This is a genomic window from Skermanella sp., from assembly GCF_059503625.1.
Genome location: NZ_JCACHA010000069.1, coordinates 1 through 4,112, shown reverse-complemented (window position 1 = coordinate 4,112; position 4,112 = coordinate 1). Strand labels below are relative to the sequence as shown.

Genomic DNA, 4,112 nt, shown 5'->3' with positions numbered 1-4,112 from the left:
TGATAGTTGACGAACCGCCGCTCTCGGCAAAGCCCGGTGATCCGCAGAATGCTGGCCACCGTGCGCCGGCCCGGCGCCAGGATGGCCCCGATCAGCAGCACCTCGGCATGCCGCCAACTCCGTTGCTGGAAAAGCGGCGCGAAGCATAGGATCACTGCGGCGAAGCGGGCTGGCAGGCGCAGCATCGCGGACGTCCTTTGGCCGGGACGCCCCAGCCTAGCCGCTCACCCGCTCCGCCGCCTCGTCTCCCGGAAATGGCCAAAGTCGAGATTAGAAGTAGCCTGCCAAAGTCCACGGGATAAGCCTGCTAAACATTTGATTCTCAACAAAAGCGTGGCCAGTCGTTCCCTGGTAAAGTCCACGCCCACCCTGCCAGAGTCCACGCTTGCCGTGTGGGCTACCCCTGGCAAAGTCCACACCTTCTCGCTTGGGACTCGACTCGGTCAACTCCGAGGCAACATCCAGTCGGCGCCGTTTGGCAAGCAGACCTCGATTCAGGCCGCGAAATGCATCGCCTGCATGGCGACCAGCGCCGGCACATCAGTGGTTGCGCACTAACCTACGAAGACGGCGAATGCGGTGCCGAAGCCGCGCCAGATATGGGAGTTGTGGATGCTGGCGGCGAAGACCTTCAGGACGTGTACGCCAGTACGCACACCGTTGGCGGGGATGAGGGGTGGGCAAGGCAGAGGAACTTAAGCCCGAAGGAAAGTCTTCATTACGCTAGGCGCATCGCCAAGGCCAAGCCTCGTCCATTTAGGCGGGTCGGTGAGCTAGAACTTAGCCACTAACGCCTCAATCACGAAGTGCCCGAGAGCGGCTTTGTTTAGGTTGCAGCGCCGCTCGAAAAACCAGTTGGACAGCCCGAGCGTGACGTGAACAGAGGTTACATACCATAGCCCTCCACCTCGGTAAGATAGTCGGCAGGCCGGAGGATGCGCACACCCCGCCAAGGGTGCAGCACGAGCAAGTCATCATCGCCGCTAACGATCCGATCAGCACCGGCGGCAAGCGCCAGTTCCAGATATTTGTCGTCCTTCGGGTCGCGGCATTCAGCTACTCGCTCCGCCGGCGCGAACGAGACGCCGGAGACGTCCAGCAGCGAAAGAACCTCATCGCGCAGCTCGGGATCGACGAAGCGGGCGAGGCGTGGCCGGGCGAGGACGTCGCGCAGTTCAGCCATCATTTCGTCCGACACGGCGATCTGGTCTGACCGCAGAGCGTGGGAGACGGCGCGGGACGGAACGCTTCCGCGGCGGATGGCGGCACTGACGAGCGCCGACGCGTCGAACACGATCACGCCGCCGGCGGCCGCTCCCGGTGCTCGGCGTTGTAGGCAGCGAGCTCTTCCTGGAGGATCTCATCCGTAAGGCCGCGTCGCTCGGCTTCCACGGCCACCGCATCCATTGCTGCGATGAGGCGCTCGACGGGTGCGGGCTGCAGCACTCGGCTGACCAGGCGCCCAATCCGGGCGCGGGTGGCTGGATCCTGGAGCGCAGCCGCCACCTCGGGCGTCACGTCTAGTGTCACGGGGACCGTGGTGGTGTCGGGCATGGGAAGCCTCCGCTCAGATTCTACAGCGAGGCGGCGCGCCGGGGCAAGCAAGCCACGGACAATAAAGGACATAATCACACACCAGTGGCTGCCTCGTAGCTGTTCGCCTCAAGATGCAAGTGGCAGCCGGCGTGGACGTCGCCTTGTTCCGCTGTCCTAAGTTGGAGAAGGTCAGATGTCGGCCGCGGCTATGAGAGTGTTAGTTTTCTGTTGTCAGAACGCAGGGAAGGGGGAGCTGAATAGCCACGCACAACCAGCATCATCCCCGTGGGCCTGTGCATGCCCTGCGACAGCACGTCGCAGAGCCGGTCTCCAGCCTGCACTGAAGCCTCGGCGTTTTCCATCCTGAACCGATCCTGACAGACGTATCTCCCGCTGGTATGGTTTGGCTCGGAGCGGGCTGCCGGTGTCTGGTGCGGTCTGGCACGCGACGGCTGCCTCACGGTTGGACTGGACCTACACCGCCTCCGCTCAAGGCTCAGGCGGCCGCATGCGCATACCGAACGCATGCTTCGATCAGCAGCGACAGGATGGCTGATTGGTCCCATGCCGGTGCATTCTTGTGGCTTTCCGGAACGTCAGTCCCAAGGATTGCAACTGACGCCCAAGCGGTCAGTCAAGGTGTCCAAACGAGGTTTGGTCGTTGGGCGAAGGCTTCCGCGACGGCGGCTACGAAGGCCGTGAGCCGCCGCGGCACGAAACGGCGCGAGGGGTAGACGGCATAGAGTCCGCGCAAGCGCACCGCGTGTTCCGCCAGCGCAAGCACCAGCGACCCTGCGGCAACCTTCGGCAGGACGATGTTCGAGCCAGCCTGACCCTGGACTTGCCTCGTTTTAGTGGGGAGGCATAGGGTCACGCAGCGGCCATTCTCTCGAACTGCGCAGGGCTTGTGAAGTCGAGCGCGGAATGGCGCCGGATGGGGTTGTAGAAGCCATCGATGTAGCGGCCGATGGCAGCCGTGGCGTCGGCACGCGTCTCGAAGGCGGTGCGCCAGACGAGTTCGGATTTCAGCGTCTTGAAGAATGTCTCGACCATGGCGTTGTCGAAGCAGTTTCCCCGCCCGGACATGGAGATCAGGATGCCAAGGGCCTCGAGCTCGGCTTGGTAGTCCGTGGAACAATATTGCGATCCGCGGTCCGAATGCAGCCTATCGCTGGTCGACCAGCCGACGACGCGGCGGGCGAACAGGTCGATGACGACGGCGAGGTACAGCCAGCCCTCCTTGGTTCAGATGTAGGAGATGTCGGCTCCCCATTTCTCATCCGGGCCTGCCGCCGTAAAATCCTGATCGAGCAGGTTCGGCGCCACCGGCCAAGCGTGGTGACTGTCCGTGGTCCGCTTGAACCGCCGCTTCTGCCGCGCCCTGAGGCCATTCTCCCGCATCAGACGTGCCGTCCGGCGGCGGCCGACAAGCAGGCCATCGTCGCGCAGGTCGCGCGTCATGCGCGGGCTGCCGTAGGTGCCATTCGACAACGCGAAGGCCGACCGCACGTGCGCCAGCAGCACCATGTCTTCGTGCTGACGGCGGCAGGCCGGGCGGCTCTTCCAGGCAAAGTAGCCGCTTTGACTGACGCCAAGGACGCGGCACAGGCGGTGCACGGGGAACTCCTTCTTCGCCTCGTCAACGAGCCTTAAGCTCATCGACTTCCCTCCTTGGCGAAAAAAGCGGTGGCCCGCTTCAGGATGTCCCGCTCCTGGCGAAGGATCTCGTTCTCCCGTCGCAGCCGCTTCAGCTCCGCTGCCACATCCGGCACGCCGACCCACCAGGTGCTTCCGCTGCCCGGTCCCGACTGCGGCCGAGCCAGCGGACCAGCGTCGAAAGCCCGACCCCCAGATCCTCCGCGATCTCGCGCTGGGATCGGCCGCTCGTCCGAACAAGGCGTACTGCCTCGTCCTCAAACTCCTTCGTAAACCGTCGCTGCTGCTTCATGAGGGTCCTCTTGCATCATCGGGACCTCTCCACTTTCCCGAAACAAGTCCAGCTGGAAGCTGAACCATCGCTTCAGGGTGTCCGGCATGGCGGGGCTCGTGCAGGCGCCGCGCCGGACGGGCTGGTACTGCCGGGTGCTGTGCGCAGGGGCTGTGACGCCTGGCATGCCTCTGGTGTTGCAGGAGCGGCCACGCCTTGCCTCGCCACTCTCGCGCCTGCTCCGTGTGCTCTATCTCGACACCAACGACGGTCCGGCCCTGGGCGAGATCGCGGCGCTGCCCGAGCTAGCCGAAGGCTGGCGGCTGCCTGCCGCCCGGCGCCTTGCGCGTAGTGCGGTTGAGGACTGGCGTCCGAGGTTGGAAGGGTAGATGACTTCTCGCTACTGCACTTGCCAAGCCCACACGGCCCGAGCGCAGGGCTCCGGATCTGTTGCAAAGTTTTCTAAGTTGAGAAGCGCCTGAAATTACCTGCCAAGCTCCTCGTCGAGGGTGCGCAATTATACGCCCCAGAGCGGGACGTCCGAGCAATCGAATTACCAAGTTCCATTCTGATGTAAGAACATGCAACAGAACCGTCAAGAGAGCCTGAGAGGGCTCGCCAGGCGCTACGGGATCAACCCCAAGACCGT

Annotated in this window: 5 protein-coding genes and 1 pseudogene; 1 reads left to right on the top strand and 5 read right to left on the bottom strand. The window is 63.7% G+C overall.

Annotated elements, in window-relative coordinates; translation table 11 throughout:
* The 5 genes and pseudogenes from AC5JJ6_RS01915 to AC5JJ6_RS01895 all read right to left on the bottom strand — a co-directional run.
* A partial coding sequence (locus AC5JJ6_RS01915; protein ID WP_496040419.1) for a hypothetical protein occupies window positions 1-185 on the bottom strand: 185 nt, incomplete at its 3' end.
* Between the two features lie 701 nt (window positions 186-886).
* On the bottom strand, window positions 887-1,300 hold the full coding sequence (locus AC5JJ6_RS01910; protein ID WP_496040418.1) for a putative toxin-antitoxin system toxin component, PIN family: 414 nt from the start codon (window positions 1,298-1,300) through the stop codon (window positions 887-889).
* Window positions 1,297-1,554: a hypothetical protein gene (locus tag AC5JJ6_RS01905; protein WP_496040417.1), complete on the bottom strand. Its 258-nt coding sequence runs from the start codon at window positions 1,552-1,554 to the stop codon at window positions 1,297-1,299. Before AC5JJ6_RS01905 ends, AC5JJ6_RS01910 begins: the two co-directional genes overlap by 4 nt.
* Window positions 1,555-2,170: 616 nt before the next feature.
* Window positions 2,171-2,410 (bottom strand): hypothetical protein, encoded by a 240-nt coding sequence (locus tag AC5JJ6_RS01900; protein ID WP_496040416.1) that lies wholly within the window; start codon window positions 2,408-2,410, stop codon window positions 2,171-2,173.
* A pseudogene (locus tag AC5JJ6_RS01895) lies at window positions 2,407-3,484 on the bottom strand (IS3 family transposase). Before AC5JJ6_RS01895 ends, AC5JJ6_RS01900 begins: the two are co-directional and overlap by 4 nt.
* A gap of 164 nt (window positions 3,485-3,648) precedes the next feature.
* On the opposite strand from AC5JJ6_RS01895, the gene AC5JJ6_RS01890 reads away from it, so the two are divergent.
* Window positions 3,649-3,852 carry a 3-alpha domain-containing protein gene (locus AC5JJ6_RS01890; protein WP_496040415.1) on the top strand — a complete coding sequence of 68 codons (204 nt, stop codon included), beginning with the start codon at window positions 3,649-3,651 and terminating at the stop codon, window positions 3,850-3,852.
* Window positions 3,853-4,112 lie beyond the last annotated feature (260 nt).

Coding starts and splice junctions, on each gene's coding strand:
- AC5JJ6_RS01905 (WP_496040417.1), bottom strand. CDS start 1,554: ATGCCCGACACCACCACGGTCCCCGTGACACTAGACGTGACGCCCGAG.
- AC5JJ6_RS01890 (WP_496040415.1), top strand. CDS start 3,649: ATGCCTCTGGTGTTGCAGGAGCGGCCACGCCTTGCCTCGCCACTCTCG.